The 1,353-nt window shown below is 64.7% G+C and carries 1 protein-coding gene; it reads left to right on the plus strand.

The features are described from left to right. Positions 1 to 605: 605 nt before the first annotated feature. On the plus strand, positions 606 to 1,353 hold a 748-nt coding region (gene ltrA / locus ACTWPT_RS59970), incomplete at its 3' end, for a group II intron reverse transcriptase/maturase (protein WP_443186473.1).

Below are 1,353 nucleotides of genomic sequence, written 5' to 3' on the forward strand. Positions count from 1 at the left end.
TTTAAGTGCGCCACGAGCGCAGAAGGCGAGGTTGTTGTGTAGGTGACCTTGCTGGATGCGGTGCTGTGCAGGAGATGAAGGTCTGGCCCTTCGGCGTCGCCCTGCGGGGGGAGACGTCAAACCGCCTCAAGCTGCGTTGGCTGAAGACCGTCGTGGTGAGCGTTGAGGAAAAGGCGCACGTGATGCGTCAGGTGGGGACCGGGAAGGCGAGCGCGAGCGAACCGTCGAAGACGCGTCGAAACAAGTGGACGACATCAAAACCGGGGTGGTTAAAAGGGCCCGGGATGAGCCTGGCGGGTGCCCGCCTATTGGCCAGGTGGTGTCCGGCGTAGAGGCGGCGCGAGTCCGGTCTGCGGCTTCTGCATGGAACGTGGGAAGGCGGATGCCGACAGCGCCGTCCCGGTGCCAATGGTGCTGGGGGGCGAGAGGGAGCGCGCCGGGCGGCAGAAACCGTGAGGCGTTGAGTACCGTCGCGGCGTCCGCCGGCGGACCGGCTCGTAGTAGTGACGAAGCCCCGGTAATGGGGGTGGAGCGAAGGGGCCGGCTCATCTGTCGATTTGTTCGCGCGAACAACCGGATGTTGGTCTGGGAGGAAGCGGGTGGGCATGTCGGAACCGAAGGACAAGCCGTTCGATATTTCGAAGCGGCTGGTGTGGGAGGCATACGAGAGAGTCAAGGCCAACAAGGGCGCCGCCGGAGTGGATAGGCAGTCCATCGAGGACTTCGAGGCCGATCTGAGGAACAACCTCTACAAGATCTGGAATCGGATGTCGTCGGGCACCTACTTTCCGCCTCCGGTGATGGCGGTGGAAATCCCGAAGGCCGGGGGAGGCACTCGCGTTCTAGGAGTACCGACCGTGGCCGACAGGATCGCCCAGACAGTGGCAGCGCTGGCGCTGGAACCCCGGACCGAGTCGATCTTTCACGACGACTCCTACGGGTATCGGCCCCGACGCTCCGCGCTGGACGCGGTGGCCACGTGCCGCCAGCGGTGCTGGAAGAAGGACTGGATCATCGACCTCGACGTCGAGAAGTTCTTCGACAGCGTGCCGTGGGACCTGATGGTCAAGGCGGTGCAGGCCAACATCACCACCAAGCAGCGCTGGGTCCTGCTGTATGTGAAGCGGTGGCTGACCGCTCCCATCCAGCAAGCCGACGGAACCCTGGTCGAGCGGCACCGAGGAACCCCACAGGGTTCAGCGGTTTCGCCCGTCCTGGCCAACCTGTTCATGCACTACGCGTTCGACACCTGGCTGGCACGCGAGTTCCCGACTGTGGAGTTCGAGCGCTACGCCGACGACGCCGTGGTGCATTGCGCGACCGAGCGGCAGGCACGTCAGGTGCTGGCCGCAC

The sequence above is a fragment of the Nonomuraea sp. 3N208 genome (assembly GCF_052245935.1).
Classification (GTDB): domain Bacteria; phylum Actinomycetota; class Actinomycetes; order Streptosporangiales; family Streptosporangiaceae; genus Nonomuraea.